The organism is Clostridium gallinarum (genome assembly GCF_014836325.1).
In the GTDB taxonomy this organism is placed as follows: Bacteria; Bacillota; Clostridia; order Clostridiales; family Clostridiaceae; genus Clostridium; species Clostridium gallinarum.
In genome coordinates this window covers 11738-32434 of sequence record NZ_JACSQZ010000024.1, presented here as the reverse complement: position 1 = coordinate 32434, position 20697 = coordinate 11738, and the positions used below count along the sequence as shown (strand labels likewise).

Genomic DNA, 20697 nt, shown 5'->3' with positions numbered 1-20697 from the left:
GTTACATTATCTTTTTTTATTTAAAATTACTTTACTATTTTATAATCATTTCTACCATTTGCCTTAACTTCATACAATGCAGAGTCTGCTCTTTGAATCCATGAATTATAATCAATTTCATTATTATAATATGCTACTCCTATACTTACAGATATATTAATAAAATCATCTTGGTACTTAATTTTTAATTTATTAATATCTTTAATAATATTTTTAAGTATTTTATCTAAATCTTTTTCTAATATAAGTCCTGGTTGGATTAAAAACTCATCACCACCATATCTACCAAATAAAGAATTTCTAGGAAGAGCTTTTTTTATTACACCTATCGTTTCTTGTAAAACTTTATCTCCAGCAATATGACCATAAGTATCATTTATTAATTTGAAATGATCAAAATCTAATAATATCAAAGGATACCCTATTTTTTTATCTATTTTTTCAAATCTTATATCTAACTTTTCAAAAAAAGCATTTCTATTATAGACTCCAGTTAATGCATCAAAATATGCAAGTTCCTTTAATTTATTATTCATGGATGCTATATTTTTAACTTCACTAAGATCCTGAATAAAACAAATTATAACTTCTTGATGATTTAAATAAACCATCGTCATATTAGTATGTATTAAGTTTCCATTATTATGTTTTAGGATAAATTCAAATTTGCAAAATTTTTCATTAATAGCATATTTGAATTTTTTATTTAATTTTTCGATACTTCTTTCTCCTGAAGGTTGAAATTCCGGAAAATATTTTTCTGTATTATTTAGGTCTTCTCCACCTACCATATTTACTATTTCAGGATTAAAATCAATAATATTCCCATTAATATCATATTGTATATATCCCAAAGGCATATTATTTAAAATTGCTGTACTTATACTATTAATAAGCCTTATTTTTTGTTCTTTATCTATTTGGCTTCTCATATCTCTTGTATATCCAGCAACCATATATTCATTTTTAATTTTTATTTTTTTTAATGTTACTTCTGAAGGTATAAGCTCTCCTTTTAAATTACAATGCATCCATTCAAATTTATTTTCTCCTCTTTCAAAAGCAATATCAATCATTTTTTTAGCCTTTTCTTCAGATTTTTCACCATCTGGTTGATATTCTGGAGATAATTCAAAAAATCTATCTGTATATTCTCTTTTATCTTTTAAATCAAATAATTTTATAGCTTCATTATTACAATGCGTATTTTCATACTCTCTACTCCATAAATTTAAACAAAGAGGAGTTGCATCCATAAGTTCATTTAATAATTCATTATCTTCGCACATAGCTTTTTCTGCTAATATCTGATGTCTTAAATCTCTTGTATATCCTGCAACTATATATTTATTTTTATACATCATACGCACAAGTGTAATTTCACAAGGAATTAATTCTCCATTTAATTTACGATGCATCCAATTAAATACTTCTTTTCCTGTTTTAAAAGCTTTTTCTATTTTTTCTAAAGCTAATTCTCTAGATAATCTTCCACAAGGCTGATATTCTGGAGATAACTCAAAAAATCTCTTTAAGTATTCTCCTTTATCTCTTAATTCAAATAAATTTACAGCCTCTTGATTACAAGATATATTTTCAAAGTTTTCATTCCATAAATTTAAACATAAAGGAGTTGAATCCATCATAAGAAGTAATAAATCACTATCAATTAAAACATTATTATTTGTAGATAAATAATTTTTTTCTAATTTAAGACTTTTAAAAGGATCCTTTATTTTTATGTGTTTATCAAAGAATTCATCTTCTGGAATTGGTTTAGAAGCGTAATATCCTTGAAATTTATCTGCATAAAAATTATTAACAATCTCTAATTCATCTCTTGTTTCTATTCCTTCAATACATACTTTAAGTGATGCACTATGACAAAGATCTATAATTGTTTTTATGAAATTATAATTATAATCCTTATTTTTCATTGATTTAACAAAGGATTTATCTATCTTAACTATGTCTATAGGTATCCTTTGTAATCTCCCTAAAGAAGAATATCCTGTTCCAAAATCATCTATTGCAATTCTTATTTTATTTTCTCTTAAATGCTTTAATACTTCTATAAAGGATGTTTCATCTTTTGCAAAACATGTTTCTGTTAATTCTAATATAATATTGTTAGAATTTAGTTTATATTTATCTAAAGTTTCTAATATATATGTACTAAATCCATAATCTATAGATTGTTTTAGTGAAACATTTATATTCACAAAAAAATCTGGAATATATTTTATCCACTTTTTACATATTGAAAGAGCCTTATCTATTACCCATTTACCTACTTCTATTATCAATCCACTTTCTTCTAGTATAGGTATAAATTCTAAAGGACTAATATGTCCATATTTTTCACTTTCATATCTTAAAAGAGCTTCTGCTCCCTTTATTTGTAATGTAGCAACATTACAAATAGGTTGAAATACTAAACTAAATCCTTTAAATTCGTTTTGTATATTTTTTCTAAACTCATTTATTAAGTAATTTTCTTTTAATTTTTCTACAAAGACTTCTTCACTATAAAATTCACACTTATTTTTTCCTGTTTCCTTAGCTTTTTTTATTGCTATACTTCCTCTTCTAACCAATTCACTAATTGAATTATTATTTTCATCAAACATAGTAATTCCAGCTGATACTGTAAATTGATATTTTATATTATTTATTTCATGAAATTTCAATGTGTATTTTTGTATTTCTAAGAAAAGTCTTGTCATATCCTCTTTTTTAGCATTAGGATAAATTATAATAAATTTATCTCCATATAGCCTGTATATTTTACTATTACAAGGTAGAATATTGCTTATATCTAAAATTGACTTTCTTAAAACACTATCACCAAATTCATAGCTATTTAGTAAATTTATATGATCAAAATCATCTAAATCTATTATCATAATTCCGCCTTTTTTATTTTCAGAATTAATATAATAACTTATATCATTTCCACATTTATCATAAAAATGTGCTTCAGTTATAGGATCTATATATACTTGTCTTTCTAAGTTTTCTATAATACCAGCTAAGTATTTTCTTTTTTTATCATTTTTATCATAATAAATTTTACATTTACAACTGATCCATATATGTACCCCTAAATTATTTTCAAATCTAAACTCTCCATAAAACTGATTTATATCATTATTATAAAGTTTATATATATCTTCTTTAACTCTTGCTCTGTCACTTTCATGTATTTTTTCTAAAAAAATTATTTCTAAATCTCCAATTATTTTTCTATCAAATCCAAATTCATTTGCCATATTTTTAGAGATTAATGTTTCTTTATTCTCTATATCACTTATAAATATGTAATCATTCATTGTAGACAATATATTATAGAGAGTATGTATATTATCTACAGACTTATCTAATTCAAAATCCATACTTCCCTCCGTAAAACTAATCTATAATCTAGCAGAACTTTTCATTTTTAATGAATTTATTATATACCGAATTTTCCTACTATTACCATGATAAATATTATACTTTTTCATAAAAGACATTTCAAGTCCTAGGTTTTTATATATTTTTATTATAAAATTACAATTTATTTAAGCTTAATAATTTATATTTACTTCAACATTTAAATAAGGAATTTATTAACAAAACTCCTTATTTAAATATTATTATCTTATAAATAAATAATTAATTTGTGGTAACTCATCTAAATTTATATCCTTAATCTCATTTAATAAGTATTTCAATAAATCTATGTCCTTCCCACAATTCATACTCTTTTGTTTAGCAATTTTTTCACTTACTGCCATAGCAATAATAGCAACTAAGATACCTCTAAAACTTTCTTCAGTATTACTTGCAGATGCAATTCCAACAGAAATTAATCCACTTAAGACAACTTCACACTTATCTTTCCTATCCAATTCATATATATATCTATCTATATAAAATTCACTAAACCCATCAGTAAGAAAATATTTATTACTTTTAACCAATAATTTAGTTCTATATATTTTAGAAAATTTTCTTAAATTGTATCTAAATTTAGCATCCTCTTCAATTTTATAGTTTAGTAATATATCTTTTTCTAGTTTTTCTTTTTTTAAAGCTAAAGACTTAAACTCTTGAGTTTTACCTATTATCATATTTATATTGTATCTATTAATAAATCTTAATGCTATTTCCTTGCTAAAAAAGGATGCATCTACCCCCAATATATCTAATATTACTGGAATTCCACTCCTTCTAGCAATTCTTATAGATTTTTCAATTGCTACAACCTTATCTTCATTTAATTCATCAAAAGTAATTATTAAGGCATTAGCTTTAGATGTTATTTCTACATATTTCTTTACAAAATTAGAAATTATAGTCTTTCCATTATAATTTACTACACTTTCCTCTAAAATTTCTGAAAAAACTGGATTAGAAATACAGTGTATAAGAGGTTGTTTTTTTTGCTGCAAGTTTAAGCTATCTTCAAATGCTCTTATACCAATTTGCATTTTGTTTCCTCTCTTACATCCAATAATAATCATACTAATACTAATAGTATCAATACATATTATTCGACATTATTTTTATATGTGCACTTATTTTGATCAATAGTTTTTTTATAGATATTGATATATAATAATATTTAAAACAATTAAGGAGGGTATTATGAATTGGATTGAAGAAATAAAAAAATATATACCATATAATAATCAGGAAGTTGCTGATAAAGAAACTATTCTTTATGCTATTAATAATTGTGATAATTTGCTTACTAGAGAAAACCCATTAGCTCATATAACTAGCTCCGGCTATATTGTAAATAAAGATAGGTCAAAAGTTCTTATGATTTATCATAATATATATAATTCTTGGTCATGGACTGGTGGACATGCAGACGGAGATGAAGATTTACTTTATGTAGCAATTAAAGAAGCAAAAGAAGAAACAGGAATAAAGCATATTAAGCCAATATCTGAAAAAATATTTTCACTAGATGTTCTCCCTGTTCCAGCCCATATAAAAAAAGGACAAAATATTTCATCACACCTTCATTTATCTGTAGCTTATTTATTAGAAGCAGATGAAAATGATGAACTTACTGTTAAGGAAGATGAAAATAGTGGAGTAAAATGGATACCAATTAATGAAATTGCTAATTATTCTACTGAAGAAGATATGATAAAGCTTTATGAAAAGTTTAATAAAAAAATCACTCTTATCAAATAATATTTGTTTTTCAAATGGCAGTAGTTAGTTTTATTTTTACACAAAACTAACTACTGCCTCTAAAAAATAAAAAAAACTCAGCTATAATCTGAGTTTTTTACTAATTTATTTATCATATAAATTTAATTCTTCATTTAAAACTTATAGTTTTATCGTATTTCCACTTTTATTCATAAGATCAATTATTTGATACATATTTCCTATTTCCCCAACCTTAAGTTCTTCCTTTAAATTATAGAAATCTAAACATGCACCACAACTTATTATATTAACTCCCTTTTCTTGCATTGAATTTAAGCTATCTAAAACATCTGAGCCTGTACAAGTTAACTTTACTCCTCCATTTATAAACATTAAATTTTCTGGAAGAATTTCTGATTCAGCTAAGGTATTAATATATATCTTCATTAAAGTTTCTCCTAATCTATCATCTCCATTTCCAAGAAGATTTGATGAAACTAATATAGTTGGAGCTGATACTTTATATTCTACTACTTCATTATTGTAAACGGCTTGTACATCACTAAACTCACCTTTTGATAATTGTATTTTATATAATCCCTCTTCTTCAATAAAACTACTACTTAAATTAATTCCTTTTGCAAGTCTTAATACATTATTTTTTGCTACTTCATTATCTACAATTACTAATGCTTCTTTTGAATCTTCTAAGTCAAAATATTTTTTTGTTTTTATAACAGGCATTGGGCAAGCTAATCCTTGACAATCTATAATATTCATTTTATCACCTCATAAATTTAATTATTTCTTATTTATCATCTCTATAGAAGACTTGATAATTTCTAAAGAAAAGTCTAAAGCTGGTATTATTAACTTTGTAGTTTCTGGTAAATTCACTATCAAAGTTTTATTTCTAATTCCTGCAATACCTCTTGATAACATTATTTTCTTACTCATCTGTAAACAAAAATATCTAATTCCTTCTGAAATACCACTTGTTTCCCTATGTATTACATTCTTTGTAGCCTCAGGAGTAACATCCTCTTCATAACTATAAATACCACCTACAGTGAATATTAATTCTAAATTTAAATCGTCACTCATATTCTTTAATTCTTCTTCTATAGTTTCTATTTTACTTTCTATATTTTTAGTAACAACTACATTATACCCTTCATTTTCTAAATACTTCTTTATTATTTTAGTGCTATAAGACTCTTCATTTAATAAAAGCTCTTTTTTATCTTTGGATATACCTAATATGCCTGCCTTTCTCATTCTTCCCCACCCTTTAATATCTTTTATAATTTCTTTAGATTCCTCATTATTAATAAAGCCTCTAACACTCCTCCCCCTATATTTCTTGCTTTATCAGATATAGTAGTATAATTTTCAACTTCCTTTAGTCTTGGATCTACATCACCTATTTTTAACCCCTTAAAAACTTCTGTTCCATCCTTTATTATACCTCTAAGAAGGCCACTAATTGGAGATAAAACTTCAATATCACCAATATAAGCTAAGACTTGATTTTTCTCTACAATATCTCCAATTTTACTTATATTTTTTATTTTTCCATTTGCTTCACTATAAATTACTCTCTCCTTAGAAAATCCAGCAATTTCTCCTGGAACTCCTGTATTGGGTTTAGCATAACCTGAGAAAATTAATCTTCCTAAGTTATGCCCCCTCATTGTTTCTATTACTACATCTACATCTACGCCTGCTTCAAAGCCAGGTCCTAAAGCTATAGTTATTGGCGCCATTTCTTTTTTTGTTCCTAAATTCTTTTTAGCTAATATTGCATCTATAACCGCTAATGGCTTTAACTCTTTTATTATATTTCCTTCTGGATCTACAATTATTGGTATAAATTTATTTTTATGTGCTTCTTTTATCTCATCTATATTATTTGCTTTAATCCCCTTTATACCTTCAACCTCTGTTTCACCATTATATATAGCATCACTAAAGGCAACATTTCTTCTTATTGCAGTTGGCTTTTCAACTTCTAAAACAACAACATTGAAACCACTTCTATAAAGCTTTTGTATTGTTCCAGAAGCGATATCTCCACCACCTCTTACTACGATATACTCTAGATTCATTTATATCACCCCACCATTATAAATCTATATAGTTAAAAGAATTATATTTTAAACTTCCATAAACTATTTTATTTAAAAGTTTTACTTCCTTATTTTTATTAATTATTTTATCTAAAAATAAAGTTAATATATCATCTTTTATATTTTCTGCTTTATTTAAAAATAATATATTTTCTCCCATTGAATTTTTAAATAATCCTTTTTTATTAAATATTAATTTAATTAATATTTCTAAACTAACTTTTTCACCTATATTACTATTAGTTAAATTTAAAAATTCCTCTATTCTATGAATATTATCATTATTAATTTCTATATTAATAGTTTTTAAACTTAAAACTCCTATATATTTATTATTTTTACTACAAATAATAGGTTCATTTTCATTCCAAGCCTTTAAGTCTTTTTTCTTAGATCCATCAGCTTCAATTAATATATAATCAAAACTACTTTTTAAATTATTTACTAAATTAGGTTTTATTCCAATTAGCTTATCTTCTTTATTAACTTCTTCTCCATAAGCATAAATACCATAATCTTTATTGTTTTTAATAAAGTCATAGCCATCTTTTCCTATATATAAGTAATCTACTTCATTTTCATTAGGTCTATAAATTTTAGCTGTTGTAGTAAATAAAACTTTCCCTTTATCTTTTAATTCATTTGCTAATTTAAACATTAAAGTAGTTTTTCCACCTGCACCTACTATTGAAGTTATATCATATTTTTTAATATTTAAAATTTCATAAAGTTTCATATGTTACCTAATTTATATTTATAGGTTTATTATTTTCAGTTACTTCAACTACTCTACCTATAATTTCTGCCTTAATTTCACTTCTATTATTTATATTTTTTAATAAAGTTTCTGCCTTTTCTTCACTTACAGAAATCAATAAGCCACCTGAAGTTTGTGGATCAAAAAATGCTAATCTAGTTACATCATCAATATTTTCTCCAAAACTTACCCATTTTTCAAAATGTTTTTCATTTGAATAAGCTCCACTTGGAAGGCAGTATTCTTTTGCTAAATCTTTTACTCTATCCATAAAAGGAACCTTTTTGCTATCAATTTCTAAAGCTACTCCACTTCCTACAGCCATTTCATAAGAATGTCCAATAAATCCAAAGCCTGTTATATCAGTACAAGAATTCACACCTATTTTTTGCATTTCTTCTGATGCAGTTTTATTTAAAGTTGCCATAACCTTAGCAGCTTCTGTAAATTCTTCATCATTTATAAATTCTATTTTTAAAGCAGTTGTTAAAACTCCTGAGCCTAGTGGTTTTGTTAATATAAGAACATCTCCTACCTTAGCTCCTGAATTTGATATAACCTTTGATATATCTACTATTCCTGTAACTGAAACACCATACTTAACTTCTTCATCTGTAATGGTGTGTCCACCTACTATAGTTGCCCCAGCTTCTCTTATTTTATCTGCTCCACCCTTTAAAATTTCAGCTAAAATATCAGAACCAATTGTAGCTGAAAAACAAGATAAATTTAAAGCTGTTAAAGGTTTTCCTCCCATAGCATAAACATCACTTAAGGCGTTTGCTGCTGCAATTTGACCAAATATATATGGATCATTAGCAACTGGTGTAAAAAAATCTACAGTTTGCACTAAAGCTAAATCATCAGTTATTTTATAAATACCTGCATCATCTGACTTATCAAAACCAACTATTAAATTAGGATCTCTATCTTCTTCCTTTACTTCTATATGTTTTAATACCTTTGCTAATTCATCTGGTGTAAATTTACCTGCACAACCACATCTTTTAGATAATTGCATAAGCTTCTTCTTTTCTATTTCCATATTAGTTCCCCTTTTATTACTTTATATAATTTACTTATTATTTAAATTATACCACTAAATAGAGGTAAAAAAATATAGTCAGACATTTATGTAAAAAAAAATCTCATATTTTTTTACAATGGATAATTGTTAATGCATAATGCATTATAAATTTAGCTTTAGCTACTGCCTTCTCTCTTCTTCTGTTATATTTCGTATTGACTCTAATTCTGAGCACTGTGTTTCACAATTAAATCCCCTATTCATATTACTAGCTCCAAAATTAAAATTTAAGAACATTAATTCAACTTTTTCATCTCTAAGAATCCTTAGTATTTCTATATTTATTTCTTCTTTTATTCCCTCATATTTAACATAGTTTAATTCATTAGTATAAAAATATATAAAAACTCCAAATCCATAGGTTGATAGTTCATTAAAACTTACTACAATTAATTCTTTATCTATTTTTTCATGATTATTTAATAATTCTTTAATTCTTTCTAGGCACTTTTTAATACTTTCTACAGGAGTATTAAACTTTATTATAAATTTAAAATGTATTCTTCTTAAATTCCTTTGACTCCAATTAATGATATTTTCATTTGCAAGTTTTGAATTAGGAATTGTAGCAACTGCCATTGAAAATGTCTTTATTTTTGTACTTCTAAAAGTTATATCTTCAACTATTCCTTCTATGTCAGATGTTTGTATCCAATCCCCTATAGCAAAAGGCCTTTCTAAAACTATAACAAACCCACCAAAAAGATTTGAAAAAGCATCTTGAGCCATTAAAGCAAAAGCTATACCACTTATTCCAAGTCCTGTTATAAAACCTGTAAATCCAAATTCTTTAGCAATACAACTTATTCCTATAACAACAATTAATAATCTTATTACTATTGAAACAAAAGGGAAAACAATATCTCTTTTTTTTATCTTTCTATAAATAAAAGAATTTTCTAAAGTTAAATTATAAAAAAAATAACATATAGCTATAACTATAAATATTTTTTTTAATCTATTACTTGTAATATTATTAACATTTAGTCCATCAAAACCTATAAACTTTAATGAGATATAAATACTATAAAAAGTTACATATAATTTAATAGGTTTTTCTAAAGCTCTAACTACACTATCATCCACATAATTTTTAGTCTTCTTTACAAATCTAATAGAATAATCAAATATTTTCGTTACTAAATATTTATTTATAAAAATAGAAATTATTATAATTATTAGAGCTACTATATATTTGCTTATACTTATCTTCAATAATACTTTAATAATATCCTCTATTTTTTCCATATACACTCCATTAATATTTTTTAATTTAATTCTTATTTTTTGTTATTTTCCGTTTTTTATTCTATTTTCTTTAAATTAAATCTATAATTAAATATAAGAGAGGTATAATATGAAAAAATTATTAATTTATTTCTCTATCATAATCTTAAGTGTACTTATGGTTATAATATATTCCAACAATAAAAAGAACACTATGATTGGTATATATTTAGAATCAACTAATGAAAATAATATTATTATTTCTGAAGATACTAGTCCCATTGTAATGTATAATAAAACTAATAAAGAAAATATTTTTGATAATTTAAAAAGTGGAGATAAAATTAGAATTACTTATGATTCAATTATGGAAACTTATCCTGCTAGAACTCAAATATATAGTTGTAAACTTATCGAAAAAGGGACCTTAGATAATATTCCAAAAGATACTTTAAATAAATTGCAAGAAATGGGCTGGACTTTTGATTTATCTAACTAATTTTTTATAATTATTAATTTAAATTTACTTATAACCTAAAAAAGAAATGGAACTTTTTTAAATAGCTCCATTTCTTTTTGTTTATTATTTTAATTCAAAAGAATTACAATCTGTACATTGTACTTGAGTTGGATTAGCTTCATGTGTTCCAACTTCAATTACTGATAATGTACAATATTTTTCTTGTGTATTATTATACTTACATTGTTCAACTGTACACTTTATATTTGGATTTTTATTCATTAAAATCACCACCTTACAACAATAGTATTTGCGTTAAAAATAATACTATTCAAAAGGTATTGATTTTAAGATTGTTAATTTAATACCTAATTAAAAGTCTTTAGCAATTTCTTTAGCTTCTTCAATACTATCTGAAACTACTTTATCAACATCTATTCCAATTACATCTAAGCTTTCTGCTGAAACGCTCTTTATATCTTTAATTCCAAAGAATGAAAGGATAGCTCTTATATATTTTTCCCCCATTTCAAATTGAGAAGCCATTTCGCTACTATAGTCTCCACCTCTTCCTGAAACTATTAATGCTTTATCTGCATTACACATTCCAACTGGGCCTTCTGCTGTATATTTGAAAGTGATTCCTGTAACACTTACATAATCAAAGTAAGCTTTAAGTATAGCTGGTGATCCTAAGTTCCACATAGGTGCAGCAACTACTACTTTATCTGCTTCAGCCATTTGATAAGCATATTTTAATATTGGATGCTTTTTACTTTCTTCTGTCTTTGGTCCAAATACTACTGCTAAATCTTCAGGTCTTAAGAAATCTATTCCTTCTTTATATAAATCTAAAGTAATAATTTCATCTTCTGGATTTAATTTTCTATATTCTTCAATAAAATTATCTGATACTCTAAATGTTCTTGATTGTCCTTCTGGTTTAATGTTTGCCTTTATATATAATACTTTCTTCATTTTGTCCTCCATTACAGATACTTTCTTAATTCGTATCAATTTGTTATAATATGATAATAGTCTAAATATTATTACTTTTCAAGTAGACACTTTTTTTATACCCAGTATACAAAATGATACTGCTTCTCAATTAAATTACGTTTTTTTCTAAGGAGATTATATATGGAAAACTTTTATACCGATCATAAAGATTGTTATATTAATGAAAAATCAAATGATTTTTCCACTTGTCCAATGGTATTGGTACATAAACTTATTTCAGGAAAATGGAAAATTCTTATTCTGTGGTACCTTTGTAAAGGTCCTTTAAGATTTAGTGATATTAAGCGCGCTTTGCCAAATGTTACACAAAAAATGTTAACTAATCAATTAAGAAGCTTAGAGGAAGATAAACTTATTTATAGAAAAGTTTATCCTGTAGTTCCTCCTAAAGTTGAATATGGATTAACTGATATTGGAAATAAGATAATTCCTGTTCTAGAAGCTATGCATGATTATGGTGAAGAATACGTATCAGGAATGAAAAATGAAGAATGTAAAATGTAGAATTAAGGAAAAAACTCAAGCTAATCGCTTGAGTTTTTATTATTAGTTTTCATCTCCGAATACTTTTTTCTTTAGAATTAAACCTGCTTTAGTTGCTGCAACTCCTCCAAGTCCAGTTTCTCTTAGAGCTGCTGGAAGACTTTTTCCTACCTTATACATAGCTGAAAGTGCATCATCAAATGGTATTTTAGATTCCACTCCTGCCATAACTAAGTCTACTGTACATAAAGCACTTACTGCTCCAGATGAATTTCTCTTTGCACAAGGTATCTCTACTAATCCTGCTACAGGATCACAAACCAGGCCTAATATATTTTTAAATACTATTGCTGCTGCATCTAAAGACATCTTCGGAGTTCCACCCATCATTTCAACTACTGCAGCTGCAGCCATTCCAGATGCAGAACCACATTCAGCTTGACATCCACCCTCAGCTCCTGCAAATGTTGCATTTCTTCCTATAATCATTCCAACAGCTGCTGATGCAAATAAAGCTTTTATTAAATCATCATCACTTTTTCCAAGCTTTTCTCCTGCAGTTAATATTACAGCAGGTAAAATACCACAGGATCCAGCCGTCGGACAAGCTACTATTCTTCCCATTGAAGCATTAACTTCAGATGATGATAGTGCCATAGCCATTGCTAAAACCATAGTATCTCCAGTTAATGATTTACCTTTTTTTAAATATTCCTGAAGCTTATAAGCATCTCCACCTATTAATCCACTAACAGAATATACTTCTTTTTCTCTTGCCTCTGTTGCTCCACTTTTCATAACATCTAAAGTTTTTTTCATTTTTGAAATTACTTCTTCTCTTGATAAATCCCTATCTTCCATTTCTCTTCTTATAGCATATTCACTTAATGAAATAGAATTTTCTTCACATATCTTTATAAGCTCTTCTCCAGATCTTGCTATATCCATTCTACTACTCACCATCCTCTATCTTATTTATATATATTACCTTTTCTATTCCATTTACCTTCTTAATTTCTTCAATTAAATCTTCAGAAATTTTCCCATCTATTTCAAAAGTCATGGTTGCATTTTTTCCTTTTTGACTTCTTCCTAAAGTTAAAAATGCTATATTAACACCACTATCATATAAAATATTAGTTACCTTTGCTACTGTACCAGGTATATCCTTATGTGAAGTTATTATTGTTGAATAAGTACCAGTAAATTTCACTTTATTTCCGTTAATTTCAACAATTTCAATATTTCCACCACCAATAGAACATCCTATTACTTCTGCTTCCTTCCCATTTTTAAGCTTCATTAAAAACTTAACTGTATTTGGGTGATAATCTCCTAAATCTACATCCTTAAATGTTATTTTTATTCCTCTTTCCTTTGCAATTTCAAGAGAATCCCTAAGCCTCTCATCAGAAGGCTCCATTCCCATTATTCCTGCAACTAAAGCCCTATCTGTACCATGACCTTTATAAGTTTTTCCAAATGACCCATGTAATAAAAACGTAACTTCTATAATTTCATCTCCAGCTATTATTCTAGCTACTTTCCCAAGTCTTGCAGCTCCTGCTGTATGAGAAGAGGATGGACCTATCATTATTGGTCCTAATATATCAAAAACACCCATATTACTCATGTTTTTTCTCCTTTTGCTATTCTTTATTAACTTTTCTTACTGATATTATATATTTGCTATATTCAAATTTCTATACTTATTAACTATAAATATACTAAAAAATTTATACATCCTTTTGGTAATTTGTGTTATTATTTATTTAATCTATAATATTATTTATAAAATGGAGATTAATATGAAATTAAATAAATTTTCTATTTTAACACTTATCTTTTCAATACTTTGTTTAATTCTTGTATCTTTTTATTTTTTTAATAAATTAAATTTTGATTTTATAGCTTTATTTCTTGGATTAACTCAAATATTTAGTGGATTAAGTCATATAAAAAATTCTAAAAATTTAGGTGAAAACAATAGTATTAATGGTACTAAAATAATTGGAATATTAATTTTAATTATTGGTATATTATTAATAATTGCTGCTAGTATCAAAATATTATTTTAATCTCTAATAAATTTATATACTAAAATATAAAAAGCTACTATATCCAATTTTAATTAGATAATAGTAGCTTTTAAAAGTTTAATATTTATAAAATACACTTCCACCTATAAATTCTCTTAATATGCTATTAGTTGGTACATAATCCTTATCAATTTCTTTAAAAAATCCTAAAAATGATTTAAGTCTTGTTGCTAATATATAAACGGGACTCTCTGGTCCTATTTTATCTAATTCCTCTAATGCGTATTTCTTTAATACACATAATTCATACACTAAAGTTGAATTAAACATAACGTCTGCCTCTTCTTGATATACAAAAATATTTTTCTCTTCACCTCTTCTTATTGACGGCCACATTTTAAGTGTATCTTCTGCTCCATATCCTCTAGATAAATAATCCCTAACAATTCTTCTAACTCTTCTAATATCAGTAGTTGCAATTCTATTATGATTATCTAAATTTAATTGAGTTAATGCAGAAATATATATTTTAAACTTTTGTTTATCTAAAATTGAAGTAGTTAACATTGGATTTAAAGCATGAATACCTTCTATTAATATTATCCCATTATTAGGCAATTTAATTTTTTGTCCAATCCACTCTCTTTCACCTTTTTTAAAATTAAAACTTGGAATTTCTACTTCCTCTCCCTTTAATAAACTACTTAAATGCAAATTAAATAAATTTATATCTAATGAATAAATGCTTTCAAAGTTATATTCTCCATTTTCATCTTTTGGAGTTTTATCTCTATTTACAAAATAATCATCTAAAGAAATAGGAATTGGTACATATCCATTTACTCTTAATTGAACAGATAGTCTATTAGCAAAAGTTGTCTTTCCCGAAGAACTTGGACCAGCTATTAAGACAACTTTAGTTTCTTTTTTATCTTTAATCATATCTGCTATTTGAGCTATCTTTTTTTCATGAAGAGCTTCACAAACCATTATTAAATCTTTTATTTCTCTTTTTTCTACTTTATCATTTAAAGATCCAACTTCTCCAACCTCTAAAATTTTTAGCCATTTTTCAGTTTCCATAAATATTTGTGATAACTTTTTATTTTCCTTAAATTCTGATACTACATTTAAATCACCCTTCTTTGAAGAAACCAATACGAATCCTGGATTATAATAAATTAAATCAAAGGCTTTAATTATACCTGTTGATGCTGCCATTTGCCCATAAAAATAATCATATCTTCCCTCTAATTCATACAAACTAACAGTTTCGAAAGAAACATGATTTAATAATGAAACCTTATCATCCATTCCATATCTTCTAAATATTTCTATAGCTTCTTTTCTTTTCATCTTAATTTTTTTTATAGGAATATCTTTTTTTATTATTTCAATCATTTTTTCTTTTATTTTGATAATATCTTCTTCTTTTAAAACTTCCTCCTTATGAACTTCACCAAAGATTCCACTTCCAATACTATGCTCAATAGTTATTGTAGAATCTTCAAATAAATCTAAAGTTGCTTTTATAAATATAAACTGCAATGTTCTCCTATATATTTTATAACCTATATCACTTTCAAATTTAACTAAATCTAAATCTCCACTTTTCTTTATAAATTTAAATAATTCATAGTAATCTCCATTTACTTTACATAATGCTATATCATATGGATTTACCTTTAAATAATCTTCTAAAAATTCCTTATATGTTATTTCATTTTCTAATTCATACTCTTTATTTTCATATTTTAATTTTATCATTCTATTCTCCTATTCTTATAAGTTTATATACTTATAATATCCTCAAATATCTTTTTTAATATTATATACTTAATATTAAAAAACTCTACAAAACACCCACTTAAGATTTTCAAATTAATTTTAAAAATACACAGTTCATAATTTTTCTCTTTAATTTATCAATTATGTATTATAAGTTATAAAAAGTATTGTTTTTAAGTATAAAAATTAACTTTAGAGAAATAATACTTATGCGAGGTGGTCATATGTTTATAGTATTATTAAGAACAATATTTCTTTACGCATTAGTAATTTTGGTTATAAGATTAATGGGAAAAAGGCAAATTGGAGAGCTGCAACCTTATGAATTTGTAATAACTATTATGATTTCAGATTTAGCTGCTCTACCAATGCAAGATACAAGGCTTCCATTAATTTTAGGGGTTATACCTATAATAACTCTGCTTTTTATAAAAACTTTACTTTCTATTTTACAGCTTAAAAGTCAAAAAGCTAGAAAAATTCTTGAAGGTGAACCTTGTATTCTAATTGCAAGAGGAAAAATTAACTTTAAAAATTTAAAAAGACAACAAATTAATTTAGATGAACTTATGGAGGAAATAAGACTAGCTGGATATTTCGATTTAAGTGAAATAGAATTTGGAATATTAGAAAACAATGGACAAATGTCTTTTCTTACATCTAATAAAAGTAATAATTCTTCAAATAGTTCTAGTAATTCAAGTTCATCTAAGCCAAGACTACCTGTAATTTATATACTCGATGGTCATTTTAATAGAAATGCCTTAACATCATCTGATAAGGATGATGAATGGATAATAAAAGAATTAAAAAAACATAAAGTTAATTCCATTAAGGATGTCTTAATTGCCATGACAGATACTGATGGAAAATTTATATATCAACTTCATAATGATAAGGAGGCTAAGTGATGAGAAATTCAATTATATCTGTTATTCTTTTTATTGCACTCGTTATAGGTCTTTTTTTCTTAAATAATAAATTTGTAAATCTTTGTAATGAAATAATTGTAAAATGTGATATTATAGAAGATTATTTAGATAATTACGAAGAAGATAAAGCCTATGAAGATTCAGTCGCCTTAATTGATATGATACAAGAAGAAGCAGATGTACCTGCTATTTATTTAAATCATGTAGATTATGATTATTTAAAAAACGATGCCTTAAAACTATCATTATATATAAAAGGAGAAGATCGAGCTGAATCCCTTGCTACACTACACTCAGTTCGTTCAACCGCTGAACATTTAAGAGATTTACAAATGCCAAACTTAAAAAATCTTTTATAAAAAGTAAAATATAATATTGCTTACTATATTAATTACCTAAAAGTCTTTGCAATATTATATTTTCACTTTTACCATCTAGTACATATCTAATAAAGAAAATAGAATTTACTTAAAAGAGTTTAAATTATTCCAAATTAACTTTTCTGAATTAGATTCTATATCTCCAAAATAATCTGTAAAATCTTTATAATGTTTTGCACCCATTCTTTCATACAATCTTTTTGCTTTATCATTTCCCTTTACAATACAAATACTTATATTTTCATAACCTTTTATATAAGCATAATTACCTACTGTATTAATAAGTTTTCTTCCAATTCCTTGTCCTCTTGAAAGTTCAGAAACATGCAACGAATCTAAATAACAACAATTTTTTAATTCTTCATCTTCCTTACAAGCGACAAAGCCTAAAAAATCCTCTTTTTCATAGGCAACAAATATATTATGTTTTTCTTTAGAAAAATATTCTGTCCATTTTTTTATTCCATAATTAACATCTAAATCATTTAAAAATTTATTAGGTAACAAACCTATATATGTTTTTTTCCAATTATTAATATACAAATTTGAGATTTTCTCTATATCATCAATAGTTGCTTCTCTAATATTCACCAATATTCACCACCAAGATTCTTATTTAAATTCTCATTAAGTTTCCAATATTTAATCACTTTACAGATTACCATAAACTATATTAATCTATGGCTTCTTATTCATCTTATTTTTTTCTGATGTTTTTACCTATATTACTATTTATATAACTACTGTTCTATATTCAATTTCTTACCATCACTTTTAACTACAATAGTTCCCTCTCTTGTAAGCAATATATTACTATTTATTTCCTTTAACAATTCAACTGTCTTTTTATCTTCCTTGTCTTCTTCTGATGAAGTAATAACTGCATATTCAGGCTTTATTATATTAAAAAATTCTGAAAGACATTCTATATAACGCCCATGATAAGGTACTTTTAGTAATTGATATTTAAAATTACTCTCCTGCTTAGTAATAAACTCTTCGATTCTAAGATTATTTGCATCTCCAGTAAATAACATTCTATTTTCTCCATGTTCCACGGATATAATTAATGAACTATTATTACTTTTCTTTTCAGGATAATCTTTCGCAATATGAGGATATATTTTATATGTTACATTATCTAAAGTAAAGCTTATCTCATCTTCTAAAATCTTAGGTGTAATCCCTGCATTATTACATGCATTTAAATAATCTTCTACATCATCACTGTCCTTAAAATAATCCGAAGTAATAATATTACTTACTTTTAATCTTTTTATAATCCTTGCTGCACCTCCAACATGATCTTTATCAAAATGTGTAATAATTAAATAATCTATTGTATCAATTCCTTTATTATTCAGTAATTCTACAAGATCTTTTCCACCACTTTTAAGTCCTGTATCAATTAAAACAGTACTATTATTGGTATGTAAGACTATTGCATCAGCCTTTCCTGCATTTAAAAATGTTATAGATAAATTCCCCTCTTCTAAAGCTGAATACTTACTATTAGAATACAAATTATTCAATGATATAAAAGTAATAAGTAAAATAAATATAAATACTATAATCCATATGAATCTCATTTTTCCATATATATGTGCAAGTTCAGATAATTTCTTCATATTTTTCCTCCATATATACTCTATTTAATCTATTTTCTTTTATATTTTTCAAAAGCTTTTTCTTCATCTAAATGTACATCTTTTAAAAAGATAATTAACCAAATTACAAATGCAATAACTGACCAGTATTGATTTATGTAATAAGAACCTAGTGCTCCTACTAAAAAAATTACTATCCAAATAATCATAGACTTTCTATAATCTTTACTCATTCGTTCTGTGTCATATTCTTTCTTTTCTTCTTTTGATTTTAAGTTAAACCCACTAATTAAAACTGTTGCTTTTTCTCCTAATACAGCAAAAATACTCCAAATCAAAGTAAAAAGTACAATAAATATCATGCAAACTATGTATCCTATATTCACTATTCTCATCTCCTATGTAAAGTTCTAACTTATAGAATATTTTTTAAACTAAACCAACATATTTTATAATACATTTATAAGTTTATTATAACATATTTTGTAAACACTTTATTAATTCGCGTCCCCAATATTAATGTCTGATTCATTTTTTTAAATTAAGTTCTAAAAAATACAGTACTATTCACATTTGAATAATACTGTATTTTTATAACTTGTTATTTATTTTATATTCTTAATAAATTAAAATTGTTGTTGGTATTACTTTAACTTTTTCATTAAGGTAAGTAACTCTTCACTTATTCCAACTAGGCTCATGTATTCTTTAAATTGCTTCTCAAAAACTTCTATATCATGACCAAATACATTTAAAAATCCTTCTTTAATTTCTTTAAATGAGTAGAACTTTTTATATTTTTCTATCCCATGTCTTAAAATTAAATATTCAGTAAATGCACCCATAATAGGATATGAAATATTGCAGTCAATATTATAAAATGTTTCATCCTCTATCATATCTACAATGCTTATATATTCATTTTCATTGACATAAAACTGTACCCAATCTAAGTTTGATAAACCATGCCATTTTCTATCAAAAAACATTGATAGGCCTTCCCTAATTGCAGCTGAATTAGGGATGTTTATTCCATATGAAATTATATGAGCATCTTCATGAAATCCAATGCATTTTATATCATTATTATATACTGCATAAATCTTATTAGGTAATCTTGCAAATCCATTACAAGGTTCATTATCACCATATAATTCACCAACCTGTTTAGCTGTTTCACAAAGGTAATATTCTATTTTACCTTTAAAATTAGTCTGTAAAACATTTGTTATATATTTAAAACATCCTTCTTGACATAGTATGATTTCATTTATTTCTTTTTCTGCAATGCTACCATTTAAAAAATTAAATATGTAGTTTTCACTTTCAACTTTTTTCCACATAAATTCATCCCCTTTATTTACTTTCATTTATTATAAGTCCATCGCAACTTAATACAATTGCAACTTTTTACTCTTCATTAATTCTATCTTCTAAAAACTCCAATCTTCTCTTTAGCTCCTCGAATTCAATCATAATTTTTTTTGATTTTCTAAATTTCCTTCAATTATAAATTCCATAATGGAAATAACACTTCCCCCTGTTATAAGAATACTTTCTTTTTGGATATTAAATTTATAAATTTATTACCTTACTCCCCACTTTTATAAAGTGATGTAATTAATTCTCATCAG

23 protein-coding genes are annotated in these 20697 nt (G+C 25.6%); 6 read left to right on the top strand and 17 right to left on the bottom strand.

The features are described from left to right. Positions 1-26: 26 nt before the first annotated feature. Positions 27-3395: an EAL domain-containing protein gene (locus tag H9660_RS08145; RefSeq protein WP_191749882.1), complete on the bottom strand. Its 3369-nt coding sequence runs from the start codon at positions 3393-3395 to the stop codon at positions 27-29. Between the two features lie 243 nt (positions 3396-3638). Beyond that, entirely contained in the window at positions 3639-4475 is an 837-nt protein-coding gene (locus H9660_RS08140; protein ID WP_191749881.1) for a hydroxyethylthiazole kinase, read from the bottom strand. Between the two features lie 157 nt (positions 4476-4632). Here H9660_RS08140 and H9660_RS08135 point away from each other — a divergent pair, with 157 nt between their 5' ends. Continuing rightward, a complete protein-coding gene (locus H9660_RS08135; protein ID WP_191749880.1) occupies positions 4633-5193 on the top strand; it encodes an NUDIX hydrolase in 561 nt (186 codons plus the stop codon). A 141-nt stretch (positions 5194-5334) separates the two neighbouring features. Here H9660_RS08135 and yedF read toward each other — a convergent pair whose 3' ends face one another. The 6 genes from yedF to H9660_RS08105 form a co-directional block, all read right to left on the bottom strand. Beyond that, positions 5335-5934 carry a sulfurtransferase-like selenium metabolism protein YedF gene (yedF, locus tag H9660_RS08130; RefSeq protein ID WP_191749879.1) on the bottom strand — a complete coding sequence of 200 codons (600 nt, stop codon included), beginning with the start codon at positions 5932-5934 and terminating at the stop codon, positions 5335-5337. A 21-nt stretch (positions 5935-5955) separates the two neighbouring features. Then, complete coding sequence (locus H9660_RS08125; protein ID WP_191749878.1) at positions 5956-6432, bottom strand: molybdopterin-binding protein; 477 nt, start codon at positions 6430-6432, stop codon at positions 5956-5958. A gap of 23 nt (positions 6433-6455) precedes the next feature. Then, positions 6456-7262 carry a selenium-dependent molybdenum cofactor biosynthesis protein YqeB gene (gene yqeB / locus H9660_RS08120; protein WP_191749877.1) on the bottom strand — a complete coding sequence of 269 codons (807 nt, stop codon included), beginning with the start codon at positions 7260-7262 and terminating at the stop codon, positions 6456-6458. Between the two features lie 16 nt (positions 7263-7278). Next, a complete protein-coding gene (yqeC, locus tag H9660_RS08115) occupies positions 7279-8019 on the bottom strand; it encodes a selenium cofactor biosynthesis protein YqeC (protein WP_191749876.1) in 741 nt (246 codons plus the stop codon). Between the two features lie 7 nt (positions 8020-8026). Further along, on the bottom strand, positions 8027-9079 hold the full coding sequence (gene selD, locus H9660_RS08110; RefSeq protein ID WP_423739003.1) for a selenide, water dikinase SelD: 1053 nt from the start codon (positions 9077-9079) through the stop codon (positions 8027-8029). Positions 9080-9247: 168 nt separating this feature from the next. Next, positions 9248-10375 (bottom strand): mechanosensitive ion channel family protein, encoded by a 1128-nt coding sequence (locus H9660_RS08105; protein ID WP_191749874.1) that lies wholly within the window; start codon positions 10373-10375, stop codon positions 9248-9250. A gap of 109 nt (positions 10376-10484) precedes the next feature. Here H9660_RS08105 and H9660_RS08100 point away from each other — a divergent pair, with 109 nt between their 5' ends. Beyond that, positions 10485-10853: a DUF3221 domain-containing protein gene (locus tag H9660_RS08100; protein ID WP_191749873.1), complete on the top strand. Its 369-nt coding sequence runs from the start codon at positions 10485-10487 to the stop codon at positions 10851-10853. Between the two features lie 84 nt (positions 10854-10937). Here H9660_RS08100 and H9660_RS08095 read toward each other — a convergent pair whose 3' ends face one another. Together H9660_RS08095 and H9660_RS08090 are read right to left on the bottom strand one after the other, a co-directional pair. Continuing rightward, the gene (locus H9660_RS08095; RefSeq protein WP_191749872.1) at positions 10938-11096 is read right to left on the bottom strand and encodes a DUF1540 domain-containing protein; all 159 of its coding nucleotides are present in this window, start codon (positions 11094-11096) and stop codon (positions 10938-10940) included. Positions 11097-11186: 90 nt separating this feature from the next. After that, positions 11187-11792: an FMN-dependent NADH-azoreductase gene (locus H9660_RS08090; protein WP_191749871.1), complete on the bottom strand. Its 606-nt coding sequence runs from the start codon at positions 11790-11792 to the stop codon at positions 11187-11189. A gap of 162 nt (positions 11793-11954) precedes the next feature. Here H9660_RS08090 and H9660_RS08085 point away from each other — a divergent pair, with 162 nt between their 5' ends. Then, on the top strand, positions 11955-12338 hold the full coding sequence (locus H9660_RS08085; RefSeq protein ID WP_191749870.1) for a winged helix-turn-helix transcriptional regulator: 384 nt from the start codon (positions 11955-11957) through the stop codon (positions 12336-12338). 42 nt (positions 12339-12380) lie between these two features. Here H9660_RS08085 and sdaAA read toward each other — a convergent pair whose 3' ends face one another. Both sdaAA and sdaAB read right to left on the bottom strand, forming a co-directional pair. Then, a complete protein-coding gene (sdaAA, locus tag H9660_RS08080; RefSeq protein ID WP_191749869.1) occupies positions 12381-13265 on the bottom strand; it encodes an L-serine ammonia-lyase, iron-sulfur-dependent, subunit alpha in 885 nt (294 codons plus the stop codon). 4 nt (positions 13266-13269) lie between these two features. Continuing rightward, entirely contained in the window at positions 13270-13950 is a 681-nt protein-coding gene (gene sdaAB, locus H9660_RS08075; RefSeq protein WP_191749868.1) for an L-serine ammonia-lyase, iron-sulfur-dependent subunit beta, read from the bottom strand. Positions 13951-14125: 175 nt separating this feature from the next. Between sdaAB and H9660_RS08070 the strand changes: the two genes are divergently transcribed. Beyond that, positions 14126-14395 (top strand): hypothetical protein, encoded by a 270-nt coding sequence (locus H9660_RS08070; RefSeq protein WP_191749867.1) that lies wholly within the window; start codon positions 14126-14128, stop codon positions 14393-14395. A 78-nt stretch (positions 14396-14473) separates the two neighbouring features. On the opposite strand, the gene H9660_RS08065 is transcribed toward H9660_RS08070, so the two are convergent. After that, positions 14474-16123 (bottom strand): nucleoside kinase, encoded by a 1650-nt coding sequence (locus H9660_RS08065; protein WP_191749866.1) that lies wholly within the window; start codon positions 16121-16123, stop codon positions 14474-14476. Positions 16124-16368: 245 nt separating this feature from the next. Between H9660_RS08065 and H9660_RS08060 the strand changes: the two genes are divergently transcribed. Together H9660_RS08060 and H9660_RS08055 are read left to right on the top strand one after the other, a co-directional pair. Further along, a complete protein-coding gene (locus H9660_RS08060; protein WP_191749865.1) occupies positions 16369-17055 on the top strand; it encodes a DUF421 domain-containing protein in 687 nt (228 codons plus the stop codon). Further along, positions 17055-17435: a DUF4363 family protein gene (locus H9660_RS08055; RefSeq protein ID WP_191749864.1), complete on the top strand. Its 381-nt coding sequence runs from the start codon at positions 17055-17057 to the stop codon at positions 17433-17435. Before H9660_RS08060 ends, H9660_RS08055 begins: the two co-directional genes overlap by 1 nt. Positions 17436-17540: 105 nt before the next feature. Here the strand turns inward: H9660_RS08055 and H9660_RS08050 are convergent, their stop codons facing one another. From H9660_RS08050 to H9660_RS08035, 4 genes are all read right to left on the bottom strand, one after another. Continuing rightward, positions 17541-18047, bottom strand: coding sequence for a GNAT family N-acetyltransferase (locus tag H9660_RS08050; protein ID WP_341479582.1), 507 nt, complete (start codon positions 18045-18047; stop codon positions 17541-17543). Between the two features lie 149 nt (positions 18048-18196). After that, positions 18197-19084, bottom strand: coding sequence for a ComEC/Rec2 family competence protein (locus tag H9660_RS08045; RefSeq protein ID WP_191749862.1), 888 nt, complete (start codon positions 19082-19084; stop codon positions 18197-18199). 29 nt (positions 19085-19113) lie between these two features. Continuing rightward, positions 19114-19449 (bottom strand): DUF3784 domain-containing protein, encoded by a 336-nt coding sequence (locus H9660_RS08040; protein WP_191749861.1) that lies wholly within the window; start codon positions 19447-19449, stop codon positions 19114-19116. A 258-nt stretch (positions 19450-19707) separates the two neighbouring features. After that, positions 19708-20406, bottom strand: coding sequence for a gluzincin family metallopeptidase (locus H9660_RS08035; protein WP_207729440.1), 699 nt, complete (start codon positions 20404-20406; stop codon positions 19708-19710). Between the last annotated feature and the right edge of the window lie 291 nt (positions 20407-20697).

Coding starts and splice junctions, on each gene's coding strand:
- H9660_RS08060 (WP_191749865.1), top strand. CDS start 16,369: ATGTTTATAGTATTATTAAGAACAATATTTCTTTACGCATTAGTAATT.
- H9660_RS08125 (WP_191749878.1), bottom strand. CDS start 6,432: ATGAGAAAGGCAGGCATATTAGGTATATCCAAAGATAAAAAAGAGCTT.
- H9660_RS08105 (WP_191749874.1), bottom strand. CDS start 10,375: ATGGAAAAAATAGAGGATATTATTAAAGTATTATTGAAGATAAGTATA.
- sdaAB (WP_191749868.1), bottom strand. CDS start 13,950: ATGAGTAATATGGGTGTTTTTGATATATTAGGACCAATAATGATAGGT.
- yqeB (WP_191749877.1), bottom strand. CDS start 7,262: ATGAATCTAGAGTATATCGTAGTAAGAGGTGGTGGAGATATCGCTTCT.
- sdaAA (WP_191749869.1), bottom strand. CDS start 13,265: ATGGATATAGCAAGATCTGGAGAAGAGCTTATAAAGATATGTGAAGAA.
- H9660_RS08140 (WP_191749881.1), bottom strand. CDS start 4,475: ATGCAAATTGGTATAAGAGCATTTGAAGATAGCTTAAACTTGCAGCAA.
- H9660_RS08145 (WP_191749882.1), bottom strand. CDS start 3,395: ATGGATTTTGAATTAGATAAGTCTGTAGATAATATACATACTCTCTAT.
- H9660_RS08045 (WP_191749862.1), bottom strand. CDS start 19,084: ATGAAGAAATTATCTGAACTTGCACATATATATGGAAAAATGAGATTC.
- H9660_RS08085 (WP_191749870.1), top strand. CDS start 11,955: ATGGAAAACTTTTATACCGATCATAAAGATTGTTATATTAATGAAAAA.
- H9660_RS08100 (WP_191749873.1), top strand. CDS start 10,485: ATGAAAAAATTATTAATTTATTTCTCTATCATAATCTTAAGTGTACTT.
- H9660_RS08070 (WP_191749867.1), top strand. CDS start 14,126: ATGAAATTAAATAAATTTTCTATTTTAACACTTATCTTTTCAATACTT.
- H9660_RS08090 (WP_191749871.1), bottom strand. CDS start 11,792: ATGAAGAAAGTATTATATATAAAGGCAAACATTAAACCAGAAGGACAA.
- H9660_RS08095 (WP_191749872.1), bottom strand. CDS start 11,096: ATGAATAAAAATCCAAATATAAAGTGTACAGTTGAACAATGTAAGTAT.
- yedF (WP_191749879.1), bottom strand. CDS start 5,934: ATGAATATTATAGATTGTCAAGGATTAGCTTGCCCAATGCCTGTTATA.
- H9660_RS08035 (WP_207729440.1), bottom strand. CDS start 20,406: ATGTGGAAAAAAGTTGAAAGTGAAAACTACATATTTAATTTTTTAAAT.
- H9660_RS08055 (WP_191749864.1), top strand. CDS start 17,055: ATGAGAAATTCAATTATATCTGTTATTCTTTTTATTGCACTCGTTATA.
- yqeC (WP_191749876.1), bottom strand. CDS start 8,019: ATGAAACTTTATGAAATTTTAAATATTAAAAAATATGATATAACTTCA.
- H9660_RS08135 (WP_191749880.1), top strand. CDS start 4,633: ATGAATTGGATTGAAGAAATAAAAAAATATATACCATATAATAATCAG.
- H9660_RS08065 (WP_191749866.1), bottom strand. CDS start 16,123: ATGATAAAATTAAAATATGAAAATAAAGAGTATGAATTAGAAAATGAA.